Origin of the sequence: Flavobacterium sp. RHBU_24 (assembly GCF_046613695.1) — a bacterium.
In the GTDB taxonomy this organism is placed as follows: Bacteria; Bacteroidota; Bacteroidia; order Flavobacteriales; family Flavobacteriaceae; genus Flavobacterium.
On the sequence record NZ_JBKJHD010000020.1, the window covers coordinates 1 to 19,416 of the forward strand.

Annotated in this window: 19 protein-coding genes and 1 pseudogene; 15 read left to right on the forward strand and 5 right to left on the reverse strand. The window is 46.0% G+C overall.

What is annotated here, in order from left to right; genetic code table 11:
- The 3 genes from ACLI09_RS15515 to ACLI09_RS15525 all read left to right on the forward strand — a co-directional run.
- Nucleotides 1-461, forward strand: a 461-nt coding sequence (locus tag ACLI09_RS15515) for a hypothetical protein (protein ID WP_411420555.1), incomplete at its 5' end; no start/stop codon positions are given.
- 43 nt (nt 462-504) lie between these two features.
- On the forward strand, nt 505-1,509 hold the full coding sequence (locus ACLI09_RS15520; RefSeq protein ID WP_411420556.1) for an SDR family oxidoreductase: 1,005 nt from the start codon (nt 505-507) through the stop codon (nt 1,507-1,509).
- Between the two features lie 44 nt (nt 1,510-1,553).
- Nucleotides 1,554-1,733 (forward strand): hypothetical protein, encoded by a 180-nt coding sequence (locus ACLI09_RS15525; protein WP_411420557.1) that lies wholly within the window; start codon nt 1,554-1,556, stop codon nt 1,731-1,733.
- Nucleotides 1,734-2,039: 306 nt separating this feature from the next.
- On the opposite strand, the gene ligD is transcribed toward ACLI09_RS15525, so the two are convergent.
- Nucleotides 2,040-4,721: a DNA ligase D gene (ligD, locus tag ACLI09_RS15530; protein ID WP_411420558.1), complete on the reverse strand. Its 2,682-nt coding sequence runs from the start codon at nt 4,719-4,721 to the stop codon at nt 2,040-2,042.
- Nucleotides 4,722-4,827: 106 nt separating this feature from the next.
- Here ligD and ACLI09_RS15535 point away from each other — a divergent pair, with 106 nt between their 5' ends.
- Both ACLI09_RS15535 and ACLI09_RS15540 read left to right on the forward strand, forming a co-directional pair.
- A complete protein-coding gene (locus ACLI09_RS15535; RefSeq protein WP_411420559.1) occupies nt 4,828-5,223 on the forward strand; it encodes a hypothetical protein in 396 nt (131 codons plus the stop codon).
- 13 nt (nt 5,224-5,236) lie between these two features.
- Complete coding sequence (locus ACLI09_RS15540; protein WP_411420560.1) at nt 5,237-5,716, forward strand: DUF4385 domain-containing protein; 480 nt, start codon at nt 5,237-5,239, stop codon at nt 5,714-5,716.
- A gap of 37 nt (nt 5,717-5,753) precedes the next feature.
- Here ACLI09_RS15540 and ACLI09_RS15545 read toward each other — a convergent pair whose 3' ends face one another.
- Nucleotides 5,754-6,173, reverse strand: a complete 420-nt coding sequence (locus ACLI09_RS15545) for a response regulator (RefSeq protein ID WP_411420561.1) — start codon at nt 6,171-6,173, stop codon at nt 5,754-5,756.
- A gap of 147 nt (nt 6,174-6,320) precedes the next feature.
- Between ACLI09_RS15545 and ACLI09_RS15550 the strand changes: the two genes are divergently transcribed.
- The 4 genes from ACLI09_RS15550 (at nt 6,321) to ACLI09_RS15565 (ending at nt 11,043) form a co-directional block, all read left to right on the forward strand.
- Nucleotides 6,321-7,073, forward strand: a complete 753-nt coding sequence (locus ACLI09_RS15550) for an SDR family oxidoreductase (RefSeq protein ID WP_411420562.1) — start codon at nt 6,321-6,323, stop codon at nt 7,071-7,073.
- Nucleotides 7,074-7,102: 29 nt separating this feature from the next.
- Nucleotides 7,103-9,322 (forward strand): hypothetical protein, encoded by a 2,220-nt coding sequence (locus ACLI09_RS15555; protein ID WP_411420563.1) that lies wholly within the window; start codon nt 7,103-7,105, stop codon nt 9,320-9,322.
- A 383-nt stretch (nt 9,323-9,705) separates the two neighbouring features.
- On the forward strand, nt 9,706-10,680 hold the full coding sequence (locus ACLI09_RS15560; RefSeq protein ID WP_411420564.1) for a PDDEXK nuclease domain-containing protein: 975 nt from the start codon (nt 9,706-9,708) through the stop codon (nt 10,678-10,680).
- Nucleotides 10,681-10,779: 99 nt separating this feature from the next.
- Nucleotides 10,780-11,043, forward strand: coding sequence for a tyrosine-type recombinase/integrase (locus tag ACLI09_RS15565; RefSeq protein WP_411420565.1), 264 nt, complete (start codon nt 10,780-10,782; stop codon nt 11,041-11,043).
- A gap of 95 nt (nt 11,044-11,138) precedes the next feature.
- Here ACLI09_RS15565 and ACLI09_RS15570 read toward each other — a convergent pair whose 3' ends face one another.
- The 3 genes from ACLI09_RS15570 to ACLI09_RS15580 are packed head-to-tail and all read right to left on the reverse strand — an operon-like array spanning nt 11,139 to nt 12,767.
- Complete coding sequence (locus tag ACLI09_RS15570) at nt 11,139-12,182, reverse strand: DUF932 domain-containing protein (protein WP_411420566.1); 1,044 nt, start codon at nt 12,180-12,182, stop codon at nt 11,139-11,141.
- Nucleotides 12,183-12,203: 21 nt separating this feature from the next.
- Nucleotides 12,204-12,353 (reverse strand): hypothetical protein, encoded by a 150-nt coding sequence (locus tag ACLI09_RS15575; RefSeq protein WP_411420567.1) that lies wholly within the window; start codon nt 12,351-12,353, stop codon nt 12,204-12,206.
- Nucleotides 12,354-12,368: 15 nt separating this feature from the next.
- Nucleotides 12,369-12,767, reverse strand: a complete 399-nt coding sequence (locus ACLI09_RS15580) for a single-stranded DNA-binding protein (protein ID WP_411420568.1) — start codon at nt 12,765-12,767, stop codon at nt 12,369-12,371.
- 620 nt (nt 12,768-13,387) lie between these two features.
- Here ACLI09_RS15580 and msrA point away from each other — a divergent pair.
- The 6 genes and pseudogenes from msrA to ACLI09_RS15610 all read left to right on the forward strand — a co-directional run bounded on the left by msrA (nt 13,388) and on the right by ACLI09_RS15610 (nt 19,386).
- On the forward strand, nt 13,388-14,389 hold the full coding sequence (gene msrA, locus ACLI09_RS15585; protein ID WP_411420569.1) for a peptide-methionine (S)-S-oxide reductase MsrA: 1,002 nt from the start codon (nt 13,388-13,390) through the stop codon (nt 14,387-14,389).
- The gene (locus ACLI09_RS15590; protein ID WP_411420570.1) at nt 14,382-14,900 is read left to right on the forward strand and encodes a peptide-methionine (S)-S-oxide reductase; all 519 of its coding nucleotides are present in this window, start codon (nt 14,382-14,384) and stop codon (nt 14,898-14,900) included. Before msrA ends, ACLI09_RS15590 begins: the two co-directional genes overlap by 8 nt.
- Nucleotides 14,901-14,916: 16 nt before the next feature.
- A pseudogene (locus tag ACLI09_RS15595) lies at nt 14,917-15,930 on the forward strand (LLM class flavin-dependent oxidoreductase).
- A 36-nt stretch (nt 15,931-15,966) separates the two neighbouring features.
- Nucleotides 15,967-16,185: a hypothetical protein gene (locus tag ACLI09_RS15600; RefSeq protein ID WP_411420613.1), complete on the forward strand. Its 219-nt coding sequence runs from the start codon at nt 15,967-15,969 to the stop codon at nt 16,183-16,185.
- Complete coding sequence (locus ACLI09_RS15605; protein WP_411420571.1) at nt 16,131-16,988, forward strand: LLM class flavin-dependent oxidoreductase; 858 nt, start codon at nt 16,131-16,133, stop codon at nt 16,986-16,988. The genes ACLI09_RS15600 and ACLI09_RS15605 overlap by 55 nt, the downstream gene beginning before the upstream one ends.
- A gap of 757 nt (nt 16,989-17,745) precedes the next feature.
- Nucleotides 17,746-19,386 carry a DUF6377 domain-containing protein gene (locus tag ACLI09_RS15610; protein ID WP_411420572.1) on the forward strand — a complete coding sequence of 547 codons (1,641 nt, stop codon included), beginning with the start codon at nt 17,746-17,748 and terminating at the stop codon, nt 19,384-19,386.
- Nucleotides 19,387-19,416 lie beyond the last annotated feature (30 nt).

Here is a 19,416-nt window from a genome sequence, read left to right on the forward strand (position 1 = left end):
TTAGTGATAAAATTATGAGTAAGATAAAAAATTTGTTAGCAGGATTAGGCGGCGCTATTGCACTGAACATAATCCACGAAAGCCTGAAAAAGAAAGGCAGCGATATGCCACGCGTAGACCTGGTGGGCGAAGAAGCACTTCAGAAATCACTTAATTATTTGGGCACGTCAATAGATGATGATGCTACGTTATATAATGCTACCCTTGCGGGCGATGTGGTTAGCAATGCGTTATACTACAGCCTTATAGGCGGTGGGAGCTATAAGCACATCTGGACACGGGCTATATTTTACGGCCTTTCGGGCGGTATAGGGGCAGTTACGTTGCCGGAACCTTTAGGCCTTGACCCGGAACCTGTCACTAAAAGCCAGAAAACAAAAGCGCTAACGGTGGGCTACTACCTTGCCGGTGCATTAGTAACCGGCGCGATACTTAAAGCTATTACAAAAGAAGAGGAGTAATTATTGTGTTACCCTTTAAAATGAAATTTAAATCTGAAATATTATGAGTACAGACAATACAATGAGCCGCCGTAAGGCTATAGGCAGCATAGGAGCGGTACTGGCTACAACCATCGTAAGCCCCACACTGGCTAACGGTCTTGAAAATGTTGATACTACCCCTGCAACAGCACCCGAAGACCCTACTACAAAATATGTTCGCCCCCCTTTTAAGGAACAAACCCAGCCCTGGCCCGGACTGGTCAGCAAAATGGACCCGAGGCCGGACCATGGCGAGAAAAGTTACAAAGGGTCAGGCCGCCTTAAAGGAAGAAAGGCGCTGATAACCGGCGGGGATAGTGGCATGGGCAGGGCAGCTGCCATTGCCTATGCGCGCGAAGGCGCCGATGTGGCGATTAATTATTACCCCACAGAAGAGGAGGACGCTAAAGAGGTAATTGCCCTTATAAAAGCCGAAGGCCGTAAAGCGATAGCCATCCCCGGCGATTTGCGTGATGAGACCTTTTGCAAAAAACTGGTGGAAGAAGCCGTGAAAGCACTGGGCGGGCTGGATATACTGGTTAATAACGCGGCACGTCAGCAAACACAGGAGTCTATATTGGATATAACTTCAGAAGCTTTTGATGCTACCATGAAAACCAATATTTATGCTCCATTCTGGATCACAAAAGCGGCGCTTCCGCACTTAAAGCCGGGCGCTTCCATAATTGGTACGTCCTCACAACAGGCGTACGACCCAAGCGCAGAGCTGTATGATTATGCCCAAACCAAAGCGGCCACGACCAGTTATGTGAAGTCATTAGCCAAACAACTCGGGCCAAAAGGCATACGGGTAAACGGTGTGGCACCGGGACCTATCTGGACACCTTTACAGGTAAGCGGCGGTGCAACCATGGAAAAGCTAAAACAATTTGGCGGCGACACCCCATTGGGCAGGCCCGGGCAGCCGGTAGAGCTTGCATCGATTTACGTGCAACTTGCCGCTAATGATGCCAGCTATGCCACAGGCCAGGTATATGGTGCGGCAGGTGGGGGCGGGCAGCCGTAATAAAATATACGTTCAGTTTTTTATAAATTATATCTTGCCAAGATATGGTACATTCATTTACAATCGATATTGCTGATGAAATGCTTGCCGATTTAAAGCTGCGCCTTGCCGCTATCCGCTGGACAAAAATAGGGGCGGGTGGCCACTTTATGGCAATGGAAGAGCCGGACCAGCTTGCTGCCGACCTTAGGGCTTTTTCTGGCGGATTGAGAGCCAAGCAATAAAACTAATACAAAAACAACCCTCTGTAAGGGCTGGTACAACATCCCGAACCTGAAATATGTACGCTATTTTGATAATATTGATGTGAAATAGCCTAAGCCTAGTGAAGATAAAGAAAGCCGGGCGGTCGTAGGATGCATGGCGCGGGTAATGAGTAATGTTTGAGCGCTGCCGCCATGCCGTATCGGATGCGCGTGCCGGGATCCAAGGCATATTATGCTGCGAACTCGAAATTTATGAGAACCTTGGCCGAGTACGTTGGGCAGGACTTGCGTAAAGAAGCAAGAAATACCCAGGTGCATCGTATATTAATACAATAGACTTTTAGTCTTTTCCAATGCCTTTTCCATATCGATACCTGCGTCCAGCGTACCGGCGAAAAGATCGCCTTCGCTTTTTATCCGTGCCAGGGCGTTTTTAATCGTAAAATCTTTCATTTGAAGGCCCTTCCTAACCTCGTCCCAATGGAGCGGCATGGATACGGTAGCACCCGGTTTCGGGCGCAGCGAATAAGCACAAGCAATGGTAGCCCCTGGGCGGTTTTGCAGGAAGTCCAGGTACATTTTGCCTTCACGGTCTTTTATTTTTCGCTCTAACGATGTAAAATCAGGAAGCCTTTCGTGCACCACTGAAACCAATAAACGGGCAAACATCTGCGACTGGTCATAGCTGTATTTCGCACCTAATGGTATATAAATATGGATGCCGGTGGACCCTGAGGTCTTTACATAACTTGCAACAGACAGGGCATCCAGCACTTTTTTGACTTCCTGCGCGGCCTGGATCACCTGTTCAAAGGTGGTCTTGTCTGCAGGGTCAAGGTCAATAACGCAATAGTCCGGATTATCGGGATGCGCCGTACGGCTAAACCAAGGGTTCATTTCAATACAGCCCAGCGAGGCCATCCATAGCAGTGTAGCTTCGCTGTTACCCACTAAAAACTCCTTATCTTCACCATCGCTGGTGCTATAAGGAAATGTTTTGGCCCAATCGGGCGCCTTTCCCTTGACATCCTTTTGGTAAAAGCTCTTACCGTGGATGCCACCCGGATAACGGTTTAACGATAAAGGGCGGTCTTTGAGGTGGGGTAATATGTAGTCGGCCACCTGGTAGTAATAGTTGAACATATCACGCTTGGTATAGCCCTCTTCGGGCCAATAGACTTTGCTGAGGTTGCTGAACTTCAGGTTATGCCCGTGTACTTTCTTGACCTGGTTTTCTTCTGTGGGGTTTAAAAGGGTCTGTTTCCCGTTTCGTTTCGGTGCGGCTACTAATGCCGCTTTATGGTCGATCGGGTCAGCAGTAGCTCCCTTTGTATCTTCTGCTGTTTCCCTTACAACATCCTGGGCTTTTTTATCGGTACGCATGCCTTCAAATGAGGGATGGCGGAACACACCATCTGAGGTCACTTCGGCGAAGCTTACCTCACAAATGAGTTCAGGTTTCAGCCAGGTTGCTTTAGCTTTGGGCGGGTTAGGGCGGAAACGGGAAGGTTTGTTTACATCCAGCTCTGAGGAAAAAGGAATTTTATTGGTAACCAATGGCTTGAACTGTTCCATCATCTCCTTTTGTGTTTTTGCATTAAAACCGGTCCCTACTTTCCCTACGTAGTGCAGCTTTCCCTTTTCATATACGCCAAGAAGCAAAGAACTGAATGTCTTTGAAGAGCCTTCATTTTTTGTAAACCCGCCAATTACCACTTCCTGGCGCTTGTTTACCTTGACCTTAAGCCAGTCTTTGGAGCGTGAGTCGGGGTGGTAGGTACTGGATGATTTCTTAGCCATGATACCCTCAAGCTGCATTTTGCGTGCAGCCTCAAAGAATTCCAGCCCGTTTGCGGCAAATACCTGGCTCAGGCGCACATGGTCATCGTTGGTCGGCAGTATTTCTTTTAAGATTGCCTGCCTTTCAGAGAGTGGTAGGTTCACAAGGTCTTTCCCTTCACACCACAACAGATCAAATATATAATACACCAGGTCGCCATCGGCTTCGCTGCGCCAGTTCTGTAAGGCGCCAAAGTTGGCTTTCCCGTCTTTGCCTATTACCAGGATTTCACCGTCGAGCACAGCGTTAATGGACCAATCCTTCATGGCGTCGACCAGCGGGTAATATTTTTCGGTGAAAGGCTTGTTGTTACGCGAGGAAAGCTCCACACTCCCCTTATTGATATACGCTACGGCGCGGTAACCGTCCCATTTTACCTCATACGTCCATCCGGGGTCATCGAAGGGTTCGTTGACGAGCGTGGCCAGCATGGGCTTTATTTTCTCCGGCATTTTGCTGCGCCTGCCTTTTTTCAGCAGCGTGTCAGCACCAGATGTGCCGCCACGCGGTTTTGCTTCTTTTTTGCCCATTTTTTTCCCGAGTTTCTCCTGCTGCGGTTCAGCCGGTTTTTCGCCATAAATCGTTTTGCTGGTAGCGGCCACCTGGTCAAGGGTTTTCCCGGAAACCACAGACTTGTCTTTTTTAGTCACATCATCCGTTGTAGTATACCTATCGTCAAGCTTGATCAGCAGCCAGCCGTTCTCCCCACGGCCGTGTGCCTTTACGAGGGCAAACGCCCCTTTGAGCTTTTTTCCTTTGAGGATGAACTTTACTTTGCCGCTGTGCAGCCCCGCGCGCAAGGCTTTGTCCTGTTCTTTTTTGGTTTTGGCTTTTGATTCATACGGCTCATAAGTGCCCTCATCCCATACGATGACCGTGCCACCGCCGTATTGCCCTTGTGGGATAATACCTTCGAAAGTGCGGTAATCATACGGGTGGTCTTCCACCATCATGGCCAGGCGTTTTACCTCCGGATCTAACGAGGGTCCCTTGGGTACGGCCCAGCTTTTGAGCACGCCTTCCATTTCCAGGCGGAAATCATAATGCAGGTGTGAGGCGGCATGTTTTTGCACGACAAAGCGCAACTGGTCATCGTTGTTCTTGCCGCCAAAAGGTTCCTGTGTTTTGGAGGCATCCCTTTTCTGCTTGTATTTATCTAAGGCCATAATGGTAAATGCTATAATTCACTTAAAATTAGCTTAATTAAGGCAAAAGCAAAACAGCTTTATCATAACTTTAGGTATAGAATCACTTACATTACTATTATTGACCATGGCACTCACTACCCAACTTATCTGGCTTTTTGTACTTGCCCTACCCATTGCGTGCGTTGCCTGGACGGTTACCCATGAAGAGGTATTCCGGGAGCCAAGGGAATATTGCGTGAATTGCAGTAAGAACTCGAAGACCTTGCTTCAAAGGAAATTCTTTTATCTCTTCACCTGTGAGTACTGCTTTAGCCATTACGTTACTATCGCCTTCCTTGCAATGTCAGATTTTCAACTGTTGCTTTCAGGAGGGAAGGGATATTTAATTGCGGGCTTTGCTCTGGTATTTACGGCTAATTTCTACATGAGTATTTTTGCGTTGCTGCGCCAGGCCATTAAAAAAGAGAAGGTGGAAATTGAAGTACTGCAAAAAGAGGGGGAGCAGGACGCGAAGGTGTAAAGTTATAATTACTATGGATAAGCCGAGCTACCTGAATTTTAATAAGAAAGATTACCCGTGGAAGCCTGACATTGATTATCGGGAGCATCCGGAATTGTACAAGGTCGGCAAGGGTGAACAGGGGGTTTTGGTATGCGAACCTTATAAGACCGAAATTGGCCAATATTGGCGTTTTAAGGATGTCGAGGCGGCCACCGAAAGCAGTGAAAAAATTACGGTGCTTTTTCATGACTACCTGGCTAAAGAAGATTTTGTCGGGGCCGATATGGCAAGGAAGTACTTACAGATGGGGTACACGCGCGCCAGGCGTTATGCCAACTACAAGGGTGGAAAGAAATATGACAAGGAAAATAACTATATGCCCTTGGAACGTGGTAACGGAGAAGCAGAAAAAGCTGCTGCCGCGGAGGTTTTTTACGGCAAATGGAAACGTGCTGAATCTGACACGTGCTATGCGGCTATGAAAAAAGAATGGAAAGAAAAATACGGATAACGTATGCTCCTTCAAGCTGCTGTTAGTGGGCTGGCCGTCATACTACAGGCGTAAGGCTGTTGTTCCAATAATCAAGGATCTGCTGCACTGTTTTTTTGAGGTCTTCGTATAGGGAAGGTTTCTGAAAATACCCCTGTACTGCCAGCTCATACGCTTTGTTTACCCATGCCGCATCATTTGAGGTGGACAGAAAAATATAGGGAGAACATTTTTTTGTAAGCTCAATGTTTTCCAAAATGATTTTTCGCAGGTCAAACCCGTTCATCATCGGCATATTGATATCGGATATGACAATAAAAGGCTTACTGTTGTGTGCCTTGATATACTCAAGGGCCTCGTAGGCATTGGCGACATATTTCCTGGTGTTTGCAACATTCAATTCCGTAAACACTTCCTCAATGTAATCCCTGTCATCTGCGTCATCTTCAATTATGAGTATGTCCCCTTTTTTTATCATAGTATTGTTTTAGGCTTCGAATTATTGTAAAGATAGGGGTTCGTACAAGGAGTTAACAAAAACTTAGTTTTTTTTAACAAAATTATGATACCAATGTGCTGTACATTTAACTTATCGAGAACATACATCTAACTAAACCTACCTGTAATGACTGAAAAACTTAACAATTACTTACCTGAATCGGTGTTGGGCAAAAGTATTCTCATTACCGGCGCAACCACAGGCATTGGCAGGGCGACGGCACTAATGCTTTCAAAACTCGGGGCTAATGTGATGATTGTCGGTTTAAACGAGCAGCATTTAAAAGATACCCTTTCCGATATCTACAAGGTTGCAGAGGGAGAAGTGTTTGATGTTATTGCAGACCTTAGTACCGGTGGTGGGATAAAAACCGTATTTGAAGCCGTGGATACTAATTTTAAAACCGTAGATATACTGATCAATAATGTCGCCCTTCCCTTTGGGAATACAGACGATGGCGATTATGAGGACTGGCAGCGCGTGGTAAATACCAACCTGCTGTCCTATATAGCCTGTACAGACGAGGCAGTAAAACGCATGGATGGCAGAGGGCATATTGTCAATATCGGGTCCATGAGCGCCGACGTACGTGAAGAGACGGGCTCGGTGTATGTGGCTACCAAGGCTGGTATACAGGCTTTTTCGGAGGCCTTGCGAAAAAAAGTAAACAAACAGGGCATTAAAGTTACCTTAATTGAGCCCGGCGCTGTGGACACCGATATGCAGCCCCAATCGACAGAAGAAAAGCGGGAATTAATTGAGAAAGGGGAGATGCTCATGGCCGACGATATCGCTATAAGCGTTTGGTATTGCCTTGCCTTGCCGTGGCGGTGTGATGTGGTCGACCTGAAGATAAGGCCACACCTTCAGATAATTTAAATGCATAATACATAATCAAATCTTACAATATGAAACCAATCTCTGCATGGACTGCTGCTGCACAGGATAGCCTGGAGAGTGGTACGTTACTTTTCGGGAAGAAACTTAACGATTATTCCATTAATGTTGTGAAGTCTGATTTTTGCCTTTGGATCCTGGCCATGTGGCCCGGAGGTGGCCGCATAGCTTTTAGGGCTGCGTACACCGCAGGTGACCCGCTTGAACTGGAATCCCAAACCGAAACCAATGACGATGTCCTATTTGTGCTTAAAGGAAACACCTGTATCCAAAAGGTTACGCTGTCCTTTCCCGGTGGTGATAAACCGATATTCAGGTTCAGTACAACCTTAACCCCTGCATTTGACCTTTTAATACCGTATTGGCCACGGGATATCATGCCGCTATTTAAAAAGAAAGGCCGGGTCCAAAACACTAAAGGCACAGTCCATGCCGCGCAGGTAGGCTCGCGTTCCGGAAATTTATTCTTTACCCAGGAGCAGCCCGCTACGGGCTCGGTTTTTTACTTCCAAAACCTGACGGCACTGAATAAATTCTGTACTGATACCGAAACTTCGGCAGGTGACCTTGTCGGGGGCGACTGGCCGGAAATTGGCATGAAGCTGCCGGTAACAACGGTAAATAAGCCACTGAAAAAGGATCAGGAATATACTATTTCAGATGCGTTTATAAAGCTGAGTGGCGATCTTCCAGCAGATAATTACCAAGTATGCCAACAGTTCATCAACCACTTAGCCGATATATACCTGTTGCTTCCCAAACCGGATACGAAATACCATGACTGGATCGATGTGTTGCATAAGGGGCTGAATGACCTGCAGGAGCATAAGGGATGCTGGAAATTTGCCGACGGCAGGAGCTACCTGAATGCCTACGTCTGCGATTATAAGTCGCCCCCGGAAAGTATGGTGCAGCTGGCAGTACTTTTGCCGCTGCTCGATTTTGACAAATGGAGTGGCGAAGACCATAGCCCTGTAATTGAAACGTTGCATAACGGGCTTGAGAATTTCTACGACCCGGTCCTAAAGACCATCGTGCGCTGGCTGCCTGCCCTGGAGCAAAACCTTGACTGGAGCGAAGAGCAAAAGCAGCCCGAGGTTATGGACTCGTGGTACCTGCACCATCCACTACTGAACTTATCGCGCCTTGCGCTCGATGGCGATGCCCTAGCCAGGAAACTGGTGCTGGATTCCATTGATTATGTAATCAGCGTGGCCCGTCATTTTAATTATGACTGGCCGGTATTTTATAAAATGGCAACCCTTGAGGTGCTGAAAAGGGAAACCCAGGAAGGCCAGGGTGGCGAAAAGGATGTACCGGGCGCGTATGCCCATTTGATGCTGCAGGTGTGGCAACTTACCGCAGATAAAAAGTATTTTGATGAAGCAGTGAAAGCCGCAAAAAAGCTCGACGGACTAAGCTTTGATATTTTTTACCAGGCCAACAATACTTCCTTTGCGGCGGGTGCGCTGCTACGGCTTTATAAGGAAACAGGCGATATACTGTATTTAAACCTGAGTTACCTATGCATTGCGGGTATACTGAAAAACGTACAGCTTTGGGAAAGCGATTACGGCAATGCACAGCATTATCCAACGTTCTTTGCAGTATACCCCTTAAACGATGCACCGTATACAGCGGCCTATGAAGAGCAGGAGGTGCTTGCTGGCATCCATTGGTATCTCAAGGAAGCAGACGGTGTGGATGAGGTCCTGCCTTCGGTACGGTTACTGCTGGCCGAATGTGTGCGTTACATTATAAACAGGGTTATCTATTATTACCCGCCTATGCTGCCCCCTGAAGTACTAGCCGAGAAAAAAGACATTAAGACCGGGGAGGTAGACCCTAATTTATGGATTGCCCTGGAAGACCTGCAGGATGGGTGGAACCGTTCGGGCCAGGTAGGCCAGGAAGTGTATGGCGCCGGGATTGCTTTTGGTATTGTACCAAGGCACTATCACAAAGTAGAGAAAGCCGGTTTTATGGTATTTAATGAGTATCCGGCCACAGGTTTTACGGTAAGAGATAATACACTGCATTTCTTTACCCGTGGTGACGGGCAGCTGCGCTTCAGGATGGTCATCTTGCCTATTGAGCCTGGTGCAAAACTGCCGAAGGTTACAGTACACAGCGAAAATGATGGTGATACAATACAACCGGGTGGCAATCCGAATACTGAATTTATGGAATTTATGCTCTCGGGTAACAGTAAAGTCAAGATAAAATGGTAACCACAAAATACGGTTACAAATAGCAGCCTAATATTGCCGATGTTTCAACATTTTTTGTTTAATATCCTGTTTGGTTACTTATCTGCTACCGAATTAGAAGATTCTCTAATGTGGACAATTTGGTGGGCACCTTACCGGTAATCACATGGCAATATGTTGTGTTACTGTTCTTGAGTACGCTTATGTACGTTATTGGCCGTTGGTATGCCTACAACAAGGTAGATAGACCAGCTCATTTTTGAGTCATCATCGGAATCTGTTGATAATAGTTCTTTAGAATGAACTTTGAAATTCGAACTCCCGGTGCCATCCTATGCAAAATTTAGCTAGGATTGGATAGCCCATCCCAACATTTTAATTTAGCATTACAAAAATGAATCAAGATGGAGCGGGAGGAACAATTTTTAGAAGTGGCGACGCTGATAACGCAGTCGCGTAACCAGGCGCTTAAAGCGGTCAATACAGCATTGATTGATTTGTACTGGAATATTGGCCGGTACATCAATGAAAGGATTGAGGCGGCGGATTGGGGGCAGTCTGTAGTAAAAGAGTTGGCAGAATTTCTTGCCAAAGGCCAGCCGGGGCTCAGAGGGTTTTCGGATAAGAACCTCTGGCGGATGCGTCAGTTTTACGAAGCGTACCGCGATATGCCAAAACTCTCAACACTGTTGAGAGAAATCAGCTGGTCGCACAACCTGGCCATTTTTTCGCGTTGTGAAACCCCTGAAGAGCGTGAGTTTTACCTGCGGATGTCGCGGGCGGAGCAGTACAGTTTCCGGGAGCTGGAGCGGCAGATTTCGGCAGGGCTTTTTGAGCGTACGATGCTTAGCAGCCAAAAAGTCTCAACAGTGTTGAGAGAAATTCATCCACAGGTTTCTGGCGCGATTAAGGACAGTTATGTTTTTGATTTCTTAGACCTGAAAGAACCCTATAACGAGCGGGATTTGCAGCGGGGGCTTATCCGGCAGATGAAGGATTTTATATTGGAACTGGGCAGGGATTTCCTGTTTATGGGACAGGAATACAAGCTTCAGGTGGGGCACAGTGATTTTTACATCGACCTGTTGTTTTACCACCGTTCGTTGCAGTGCCTGGTCGCTTTCGAGCTTAAGACCGAAAAGTTCCGCCCGGAACATTCCGGGCAGCTCAATTTCTACCTAGAAGCCCTCGACCGGGATGTAAAGAAGCCCCATGAGAATCCCAGTATAGGGATATTGCTGTGCAAAGGTAAAGATAACGAAGTGGTGGAATATGCCCTGAACCGCAGCCTTTCGCCCACGATGGTGGCGGAGTACAAGATGCAGCTTCCCGACAAGGCGGTGTTGCAACGCAAGTTGCAGGAGCTGGAAGGGGAGTAGGTGCCGCCCGCGTTACAGGTGGGCTATAGTAAAGGTAGAAATTCCCATCATAAGGCTGCGGCCTTGTGAGAGGATTTTATTTCAAGCGCCCATAGCTTTGTGGGATGCAGTTTTTTTCTCGCTTTTAAAAGGTTGCGTAACCACTGTCTAAAGCATATCGCGAAACTTTGCGGTATTGAGCTGAACCTGCACTTTCATCTGTCGCGGCATTCTTTTGGGAGTGTGATGGCTACTACAGGGATTGATGCCTTCACCTTAAGCAGGCTGATGGGTCATGGCAGTATTAAAACTACGATGCTGTACGTGAATAATACCTTAGAAAGCGTCAGGGAGCAAATGGGGCGCTCAGCTATATTTGATTAGGCTCATCATCCCCATCAAATTTCACCGTGGCGCTGTAGCAATTAGCTGCAACAGTTGTATTTACGGCGGCTGCCAGAGGGCAGCCGCCGGGTTATTTAGCTGAATTTAAAAATATCCGCACCCGAGCGTGCAAATTCACCGCACAGGTCAAATGCGCTTTGTGCCTTGCCCTGCGCCGTACCGCCCAGTACGAGCGATTGCAGTTTGGCTTCCCCGTCTTTGTAGGTACGTACGTTTTGGTAATAGCCGGTCACGGCGTTGTATGCGCCAAAGAGTGTCCCTTTTGTGGTTTCAGTTTGCTGCGTATCGCTCATCATGGCATAGGCAAAAGCACTGTTTACCGTGTTTTTGAAAAGTGTTGAGAGTTCATCCTGCGCCCCTTTTTTAAGTAAGTCAAAGGTTTCCTTGTTGGGGCATAGTGCCAGTTCGATGAGTTTGCGCACTTCGGCATCGCTGATTTTTACCGAAGCCCAGTTGTTGAAAATCCCCTCTAACTGCACACTCAGGGTATCGGCAAGCCCCATCACTTTATGGGCATCTTCTAACCGCTGTTTTGCCCCCGCGGTGTGCTTGATGCGCACCACATTGGTCATCCCTTTGAGTGCTGCATTGAGCGTGTTTTGGCACACCACGCGGATTGGGGTAAAGGCGGCGGTAATACTTCCCGAGCCATCGTGGGCGGTGGTCAGGAAGAGGTATTTTTCGGTGATGTCGTCCCCGTTACCTACGCGGATATAGCCCGGTAGTTTTGCGGTGATGAAAATGCGTTCCCCTTGCCCGAGTGCCCCGGCGGTTTCATACAAGATGCCGTCCCCGCCACCCACTATCGCGTCAAAAAAGGAGAATGCTTCCCGGTTCTGCACGATGTGATAATCTTTGCCTACGGCAGCACCCAGTACCGCTTCGTTATCGGTGCGGTAGGTAAAGAAGCTGCTTTTCGATTCGATGCTGTTGCCGCTTGGTAGGTTATGGGTATTGGGGGCTTTGGCGATCTCATAATCCAGCCCCGCATATTTTATGGCTGCTGCGCTCGTGGGGTAATCACTTACGGTTTGCCCCAGCCCGTGCCATGCTTTTTGCTGCACACTGAAGAATGAATATTCTCCGGTCTGCTCGTTGAAATTAAGGTTGTGTCCCATGATTTTTTTAGTTTTTAAGAATTAAACGAGTACCACCGCATGGGTGGGGCAGCCCTCGGCTGCTGCGATTTGTGTTATTGCCTGCTCCGGGCTTTTAGCTACTGTACTCAGTGTAACTGTGCCGATGTCATGGCACAGGCGTGCGGTATAGGTTTTGAGTTGTATTTCCATCGCTTTGTATCGGTTTTAAAAGGGCAGGTCATCGTGTGGCTCGTCATTGCCCTGTTGCCCGTTGTCCATAATTTCCGCGTTGTGCAAGGCGATGGTTTCCACGCCCCGTGGCGTGCTGCCGTGGAATTTGATGTTGTTCACATTTACATTGAGTGAAGCTTTGGGTTTCCCGTCATTGCCCGTATACACCCCTGCACTCACGCGCCCCGATACTTCCACAATCCCGCCTTTGAGCAGGTAGGGTGCTACCTTTGCTGTGCGCCAATACGAACAGTTAAAAAATTCCGTCAGCACCACCTTGTTGCCTTCTTTGTCCTTGTAGCGGTCGTTTACCGCAATGGAGAAATTCACGACCTCTTTTTCGCTGAAGGAACTCACTTTTGCGTCCCGTGTCAGCCTTCCTGTAATTTCCATACGCATTGATTTAAGTTGTACAATCCAGTAAGAATTCTTTTACAACCCCACACATAAACATTTTCCAAAAGAAAAAAGGGGAAAAAAGAAAGCAAGTGGCCAGCAGGATTTTTGAAAGGACGGGCTATAAGTCCGCCTTGTGGGGTGGCGTAGCCATTATGCGCACGCCCTTTCAAAAATCTTGATAACTTAGCTGCCCTTTTTGCCCCTTTTCTTGCCGGGAAATGCCTAATCCGACATCGTTACAGTTTGAGAAAATGACCTGCCAGGGAGTGCAGCGGCATCCTGCCCTAGGGCAAATATCGTCGGTGTTACCGCAATAGTTGGAAAGAACGGTTCGGGTAAAACCAATCTGACCGAATTTATCAACTACAACCTGGCCCATGCGACTAATGGCGGCCTCTCTGCATATGGCATTGGAAAAGGAATCTTGGTAATTGACAAATGGGTAATGGTGCAGCGCGATATCGAGATTAAAAATATTTCAAGCATCATTGTGACTAAATATAATCCTTTACATGACAAAAGGGCTGATTTTGATTAGCTAATTACTTACTTTATGTTTGGCATGCTTTTTATAACTGTAATATCGGTTGGTACATTAATGAAAGGAAATTTAAATGCTAAAATGGATTGATATAATGCGGTTTGCCGTAACAGGTGGTCCCGTTCCCGAAAAAAAGGTTGTAAAGACCAATGAAGGGTGGCAGGAACTCCTTTCGGCTGAAGAGTTCAGGGTTACCCGGTTAAAAGGTACCGAGCGTGCGCACAGTTCAGAGATGTGCTCCTTGTTTGAACCTGGGAAATATGCTTGTGTGTGCTGTGGCACATTGCTTTTTGATGCCAATGAAAAATTTGAAAGCGGTACGGGGTGGCCATCTTTTAGCCAGCCTGCTGCTGAAAATGCCATTGCCTACCATAAGGATTTAAGCTACGGGATGGTACGCATTGAAGCCCTATGTAACACTTGTGATGCACATTTAGGACATGTTTTTCCTGATGGGCCTGAACCTACCGGTCTAAGGTATTGTATGAATGCTGTTGCCATTAAAAAGGTAGAATGCAACGAAAGAAAGGCTACTTTTGGAGGAGGATGCTTTTGGTGTACTGAAGCAGTATTTAGTCAGCTGAAAGGGGTTAAAAAAGTGGAAAGTGGGTATAGTGGAGGAAAAATTGCTAAACCGACTTACCGGGAAGTATGCAGCGGCCTGACCGGTCATGCCGAAGTTATAGAGGTCACTTATAACCTTGAAGAAATATCGTATGCTGACTTGCTTCGCATACACCTCAGTACACACAATCCTACAACACTTAACAGGCAGGGTGCCGATACAGGTACACAATACAGAAGCGTAATCTTTTACAGGAATGAAGCCGAAAAAAGTACAGCCTTAGAAGTTATTTCTGAAATACAGGAAGTATATGACGACCCTCTTGTGACAGAAGTGGCACCACTGGACTATTTTTACAAGGCGGAAGACTACCATCAGGATTATTATGCCAATAATTCTCAGGAAGGCTATTGCCGGGTGGTTATTGATCCCAAACTAAGGAAGTTCAGGGAGCTTTTTAAAAGCAGGCTGAAAGAGGCATTGGAAGAGGAGAAAGATAGCAATGATTAAGGAGGCTGGCTTTGGTGGTGGATGCCACTGGTGTACTGAGGCAGTATTTTCCTCTCTAAAAGGTGTTCAGGCTGTTCAGCAAGGGTGGATTGCCTCAATTGAGGGTAATTCGTCTTTTTCTGAAGGAGTGATTATCGAGTATGATGACGATATTATTTCTTTTGCTACGCTTATCGCCATTCACCTGTATACGCACAGCAGCACCTCACAACATGCTATGAGGGATAAATACCGTTCGGCAATCTACACATTTGATGATCGTGACGCATTATTAGCCCGGGACGCCATTAAGGTTTTACAATCCGAATTTAACGGCCTTATTATCACTCAGGTATTACCTTACGGGAGATTCAACCGCAGCAGGGAAGAACTGCTGGATTATTATTTTAGCAATCCGCAAAAGCCTTTTTGCGAACTTTATATAAACCCCAAATTAAAACTTATCCTCGATCGGTTTTCCAAAGATGCCGATCTTGATAAGCTAAAGCATCTTAATCAATTAAACGCTTAGAGGTGAATAACATATTATGGAAACTATAAATAAAAAAGTAGCCTATTCAATATTGGAACTTGCTATTGTGTCGAGTGGAATCACGATGGAGCAAACTTTTAAGAACAGCGTAGACCTTGCACAAAAAGCAGAAAAGATGGGATACAGCCGTTTTTGGCTTGCAGAGCACCACAACATGATACACGTGGCCAGTGTGGCAACGTCTTTACTTATTGGCCACATTGCAGGAAATACAAAAACCATCAGGGTAGGTTCGGGCGGAATCATGCTGCCCAACCATTCACCGCTTATCGTGGCAGAACAGTTTGGTACGTTAGGCAGGCTTTATCCCAATCGAATTGATTTAGGACTAGGCAGGGCACCGGGCACAGACCAGATTACGGCACATGCCATACGTAGTGACAGAATGCAGGCAGTAAATAATTTTCCCGGTGATATTGAGGAGATTCAGAAGTATTTTTCAACTGATAATGAATGGTCGCAGGTACGTGCTGTTGTGGCTGAGGGTATTGATATTCCGCTGTACATTTTAGGCTCCAGTCTTGATAGTGCACACCTTGCTGCAAAAATGGGATTACCTTATGCTTTTGCAAGCCATTTTGCTACAGGATTATTACATGAAGCCCTGGATATCTACAGGAGAGAATTTCAGCCTTCGGAATATCTTGATAAACCTTATACTATTGCGGGCGTAAATGTCATTGCCGCTGATACAGACGATGAGGCAGAGAGGAATTTTACTTCCCTGATCAGAATGTTCCTGGGAATACTGACAGGCAAAAGGGAGCCCTTGCAGCCACCTGTGGAAATGACCGACGAGTTGATGATGATCCAGCATAACCCGGCTGTGCGAGAGATGCTTAAATATTCTTTTGTTGGCAGGAAAGAAGCAGTTGCTAACTAAATTGACAGATTTCTAAAGGAAACAGGAGTAGACGAACTCATGGTTGTTTCTAATATGCACAGGCATGAGGACAGGGTCAAATCCTATGCTATACTTTCTGAGATAATGAAAGAACGAAACAATTAAGTATCATACGTATATTTGATATATAATAACAAATCTATGAAAAAAATAGGATTTTTATCATTTGGACATTGGGCCAATCATCCATCCTATCAGGCGCGTATGGCGGGCGATACGCTGCTTCAGTCTATCGATCTTGCTGTTGAGCTGAGGAGTTGGGTTTGGATGGTGCCTATTTCCGTGTACACCATTTCGCCCAACAATTGGCTTCTCCATTTCCTCTGCTGGCGGCAATTGGAGCAAAGACAAGCAAGATAGAGATTGGAACGGGTGTAATCGACATGCGATACGAAAACCCTTTGTATATGGTGGAAGATGCCGGTGCTGCGGATTTGATTTCTGAAGGACGCTTACAGTTAGGTATCAGTAGGGGATCACCGGAACAGGTTATTGAGGGGTGGCGCTATTTTGGCTACGAGCCTGAAGCAGGCGAAACAGATGCAGATATGGGGCGTAAAAAGGCCCTGGAATTTTTAAAACGCCTCAACGGTATAGGATTCGCAGAACCCAATCCACAGCCGATGTTCCCAAATCCGCCGGGCTTACTGCATGTGGAACCTTATTCACAGAGATTGCGCGAGCGTATATGGTGGGGCGCTGCCTCTAATGCTACCGCTATCTGGGCAGCTGAAAATGGTATGCACCTGCAAAGCTCGACATTAAAATATGACGAGAACGGCAAGCCTTTCCATATCCAGCAGGCAGAGCAGATCAGGTTATACAAGGAGGCGTGGGCAAAATCAGGGCATCAGCGTGAACCAAGGGTTTCGGTAAGCCGTTCAATCTTTGCACTGGTCAACGACCAGGATAGGTATTACTTTGGGCATCAGGGCAGGGGAGATGACAGTTTCGGATGCATTGAGAGCGACAAACGTGCTATTTTTGGAAAGAGCTATGCTGACGAACCGGATAAGCTCATCGAAGAGCTCGCAAAAGATGAAGCTATACAGGAAACCGATACATTGCTTTTGACTATACCTAATACCCTTGGTGTAGATTATAATATCCATGTACTCTCTGCTATTTTAGAGCATGTTGCCCCGCAGCTTGGCTGGCGTTAGTTGCAGGTTAGTACCTAATAATTTGAGACAAGGAAAAATTAAAAAAGGCTGCCTATTGGCAGCCTTTTTTATAGAATATTTGAGTTACTTCAGGTTACATTTTGCTTTGCGAATCTTTTTATCAAAAGTAACCAATTCAGCAAAAAGCCCAAACTTAAATAGTTCGAAGGACAAAAGGATATTTGGCTATTTTCACAGATCTAAGGAGTCAGTTCAGGCACTGACCGATATCAGGAATTTTATCGGGTCAAATCGAAAATGATAATTCTAAATTAGGTTTGCCCATATCGAATCAACTTTTTTCTTATTAGGCCCCAAAAGACGGCACACGCATCAGAGTTACCGATTTTCCTCCTGAAGGGGGAGATCAGGACATGGCTAAGACGCAGCCAAGCACTTTAAGACAATGAGTGATGAGCATGTCTCAGGCTCCGGAGCCACGGCTCCGCACCCGCTGATGCACAGAACCCAAACCATCGATTACGGAATCGTGTTCGAGGGAGAACTGACAATGATACACTGGATTGTGGCGAGACTGTTGTTGGAGCCGACGATATTGTGATCCAACGTGGGCCGAACCATGTCTGGGCAAACAGCACAAGCAAACCGTGCAGGGTCGCTTTTATTCTGATCGAACCACTATTTTCATACCTTACTTTAAAATTGAATAATTTGAAATATCTTTGGATAGGCTGATAAAAAAACAAATCCACAAATGATTCTTAAAGGGTACGCAGTAAAACGCTTAATATCTTTGATGGTACTTACAATTTCAATTTTGGCCAGAGGCCAGGAAAGTAACTATCTTCAAAAGTTAATGGTCGCGACGCGTTCGGCTGCAGTTTATGACGCCCGTAAAATTAATTCTATCGACAGCTTAAAAAATGTTTTGTCCCACATTTCCAAAGAAGATTACAGGAGGAAATTTGATGTCACACAGCAGCTTTTTGACCAATATAGCGTGTTTAAACGGGACTCGGCATTTAACTATGCCATGCAGACAAAAGCCATAGCCGAGAAGATTGCTGACAACTCCTATAGCGAGCGTGCCAATATAAATTTGGCGAATATAAGTGTTTCCGCCGGTATGTATAAAGAGGGGCTTGACTATCTTTTTTCGGTACCGCATGAGGATATCGACGACGGTAACGGATCATTATATTACGGGTTACTGGGTCGCTGTTATAGCGATATGGCCGAATACAGCAGCATACCCTATTTCAGCAAAAAATATAACAACCTGGCGCGCGCGAGTCGTATTAAGGCGCTTTCACTCACAGCGGAAGGTACTTTTTTTAATGGCTTCCTTAAAGCATTTAATGAATATAAAGATGGTGACAGCAAAGACGCTGAGACCGCATTTAAGGCATTATTAAAAACACGCCCCGGTAAGCGTGATGAGGCACTCGTTAACTACATGTTAGGGGAACTATGTAATGAATCAGGCAGGCAAGCCGCTGCTGTTGACTACTATGCCAAGGCGGCCATCACGGATGTCGAAACTTCAACGAAAGAATCCCTGGCGCTTATCAGGCTTTCCGAACTTTTATTTAAGAGAAAAGCGTTGGAGGACGCTTCATGGATTATACGCAAAGCCTACGATGATGCTCTCTTCTACGGCGCCCAGCAACGAAAATTGCAGGTTGGTGCGATTTTGCCGCTTATTGAAAAGGAAATCGTTGAGAACGTGGAGCGGGAAAAAAAGAGGTTGTATGTGCAATACATCGCAGCGATTGCATTTTCGGTAGTGCTTATCTGTTTCTTTATACTTATATTCAGGCAATATGAGAAAATTAAAAAAGCACGGAAAGTTATTGCAGACGCACACAACGACCTGGAACAAATAAATGGTCAACTGCTAAAAGTTAACGAGCAGGTAAGCACCCGCAATAAGGAAATAGAGTTAATTAACAGCCGTTTGTTCGAAGCAAATACGATAAAGGAAGAGTATCTGGGCTTTTTCTTCACACAATACGATGATATTTTTGAGAAGTTTAATGAATTTATTTCAAACATCGGGCAAGATATAGATACCGGCAATCCCGCTAAGGCTAAATCCCGAATATCGCGTTATGACTTAAAAAGGGAAAAGGAAAAACTGCTCCATAATTTTGATACTGCGTTTATCAGCCTGTTTCCTAATTTTATTACCGAATTCAACGCGTTGATGAAAGAGGGTGAAAAAATAAGCCTGAAAGAAAGCCAGATATTAAATAAGGAGCTAAGGATTTTTGCATTGATACGGCTGGGAATTACCCATAATGAAAAAATAGCGCAGATTTTGGGTTACTCAGTTAATTCCATTTATACCTACAAAACAAGAATCAGAAACCGTTCCGTGGTAGAAAATGAAGACTTTGATAAAAGGCTATTAAAAAACACGACGATAAAAACCTGACAAACCGCCTACCCGGCATCCTAGTTTTTT

Excerpts from the sequence above, each read along its gene's own strand:
- ACLI09_RS15520 (WP_411420556.1), top strand. The coding sequence starts at position 505 with ATGAGTACAGACAATACAATGAGCCGCCGTAAGGCTATAGGCAGCATA.
- ACLI09_RS15525 (WP_411420557.1), top strand. The coding sequence starts at position 1,554 with ATGGTACATTCATTTACAATCGATATTGCTGATGAAATGCTTGCCGAT.
- ligD (WP_411420558.1), bottom strand. The coding sequence starts at position 4,721 with ATGGCCTTAGATAAATACAAGCAGAAAAGGGATGCCTCCAAAACACAG.
- ACLI09_RS15535 (WP_411420559.1), top strand. The coding sequence starts at position 4,828 with ATGGCACTCACTACCCAACTTATCTGGCTTTTTGTACTTGCCCTACCC.
- ACLI09_RS15540 (WP_411420560.1), top strand. The coding sequence starts at position 5,237 with ATGGATAAGCCGAGCTACCTGAATTTTAATAAGAAAGATTACCCGTGG.
- ACLI09_RS15545 (WP_411420561.1), bottom strand. The coding sequence starts at position 6,173 with ATGATAAAAAAAGGGGACATACTCATAATTGAAGATGACGCAGATGAC.
- ACLI09_RS15550 (WP_411420562.1), top strand. The coding sequence starts at position 6,321 with ATGACTGAAAAACTTAACAATTACTTACCTGAATCGGTGTTGGGCAAA.
- ACLI09_RS15555 (WP_411420563.1), top strand. The coding sequence starts at position 7,103 with ATGAAACCAATCTCTGCATGGACTGCTGCTGCACAGGATAGCCTGGAG.
- ACLI09_RS15560 (WP_411420564.1), top strand. The coding sequence starts at position 9,706 with ATGGAGCGGGAGGAACAATTTTTAGAAGTGGCGACGCTGATAACGCAG.
- ACLI09_RS15570 (WP_411420566.1), bottom strand. The coding sequence starts at position 12,182 with ATGGGACACAACCTTAATTTCAACGAGCAGACCGGAGAATATTCATTC.
- ACLI09_RS15575 (WP_411420567.1), bottom strand. The coding sequence starts at position 12,353 with ATGGAAATACAACTCAAAACCTATACCGCACGCCTGTGCCATGACATC.
- ACLI09_RS15580 (WP_411420568.1), bottom strand. The coding sequence starts at position 12,767 with ATGGAAATTACAGGAAGGCTGACACGGGACGCAAAAGTGAGTTCCTTC.
- msrA (WP_411420569.1), top strand. The coding sequence starts at position 13,388 with ATGCTAAAATGGATTGATATAATGCGGTTTGCCGTAACAGGTGGTCCC.
- ACLI09_RS15590 (WP_411420570.1), top strand. The coding sequence starts at position 14,382 with ATGATTAAGGAGGCTGGCTTTGGTGGTGGATGCCACTGGTGTACTGAG.
- ACLI09_RS15600 (WP_411420613.1), top strand. The coding sequence starts at position 15,967 with ATGAAAAAAATAGGATTTTTATCATTTGGACATTGGGCCAATCATCCA.
- ACLI09_RS15610 (WP_411420572.1), top strand. The coding sequence starts at position 17,746 with ATGGTACTTACAATTTCAATTTTGGCCAGAGGCCAGGAAAGTAACTAT.